1 protein-coding gene is annotated in these 885 nt (G+C 57.6%); it reads left to right on the plus strand.

The features are described 5' to 3' along the window. On the plus strand, positions 1–274 hold a 274-nt coding region (locus tag V8352_RS21840), incomplete at its 5' end, for a hypothetical protein (RefSeq protein WP_336426357.1). Positions 275–885 lie beyond the last annotated feature (611 nt).

An 885-nucleotide genomic window follows, 5' to 3' on the forward strand; every position in this document is an offset into this window, starting at 1 on the left:
CCGGTCGGCTCAAGCACCTGCCCGCGTCACCCTACGACACAACATCTGGTGTGGTCGTGAACTGACCGGAGACCCGCACACCCACACAAACCGCGAAGAAGCCAAAAAAAATGATGATCAAGCAGATCTGCACACCGAACACATCCTGAACAAGACGGGTCAGACGATCAAAGCGCAGTTCACGCTCGCCAGCAGGCACGGCGCTGTTCGGGCGAGCGGCAGCCAGCAGATCTATCGTGTTTTTATTTTCAAGATCAGTGTCGGGTATCATTGAATCCACCTTTCGCATGTCGATTCCGGACACCCTTCAAGGTGCTGCGGTCGCAAGATAGCTGTTCAAATGCAGCCCGGGGCGAATTGGATCGGGTACCAGAGGTGACGGCGCCTGATGGCGACCGAGCCTTTCTTTGGCTCAATTCAAACAAGGCAGTTCCGTAGTGATCGGGCGATCGTCTCGAATCGGACACTGCAGTCGAACAACTTTTCATGGGGTGATCATGCGTGTTCAGGATGCGGGACAATACCCTCGGAAACTACGCACTCTCCCACCGGATGTTGGGCCGCTCAGCGTTGCCGATTGCTGCAGCCCCGAAAAATCCGGCAGCTGGTCTATGAGCCCGGGTGGTGGCATGTCCGGCCCGCTGGCGATTGTGACCGGGACAGGAGAGAAACCCTATCTGCGCGCACGACAGTGGGCTGGTCGGCTGCGATGCGACGATGAGGAGAGGCCCTTTCCAAAATGCGCATTGTCAGGCCACCAGAAAGATTCTCCAGAAAAATTTCTGGTCCCTTCTCGTTCCGTGTGGGTAGTCGGGCGCACCGGTGCTTGAGCCGCTCCCATATTTCGTGCCTTCGGTAGGCGCGTCCGACGCGGAGACCTCAGCC

This window comes from Roseovarius sp. D0-M9, from assembly GCF_037083805.1.
Lineage (GTDB): Bacteria > Pseudomonadota > Alphaproteobacteria > Rhodobacterales > Rhodobacteraceae > Roseovarius.